Annotated in this window: 1 protein-coding gene; it reads right to left on the reverse strand. The window is 67.1% G+C overall.

The window, feature by feature from the left end; all coding sequences use genetic code 11:
• Positions 1-410 (reverse strand): substrate-binding domain-containing protein (locus GVL12_RS25895; RefSeq protein ID WP_159918402.1); only part of this gene is annotated, 410 nt, incomplete at both ends.

The following is a 410-nucleotide window of genomic DNA, read 5'->3' on the forward strand; positions in this document are numbered from 1 at the left end:
GCCCCAGCACTGCTTCTCGCCCTCGGACACGGAGATGCTGTCCAGACCCTCGACCTTCTTGTCGGTCACCAGGTTCACGCCGGTGTCGTAGAAGTCCAGGCCGGGGGTGACGGCCGGCTTCTCGCCGCCATCAGCGATCTTCTTGATCGCCTCGACGCCGAGCTGGGCCATCTTCAGCGGGTACTGCTGGCTGGTCGCGCCGATGGTGCCGTCCTTGACCAGCTTCAGGCCCGGGTCGCAGCCGCCGTCGACGGAGACGATGGTGGCCTTGACGCCGGCCTCGTCCAGGGCCTGGGCCGCACCGGCCGCTGCCGGCTCGTTGATCGTGTAGACGACGTTGATGTCCTTGGACTTGGACAGGCAGTTCTCCATCGCCGTCTTGCCCTGATCCTGGGCGCCCTGGGTGGGCT

Source organism: Pantoea sp. 18069 (assembly GCF_902706035.1).
Classification (GTDB): domain Bacteria; phylum Pseudomonadota; class Gammaproteobacteria; order Burkholderiales; family Burkholderiaceae_C; genus Comamonas.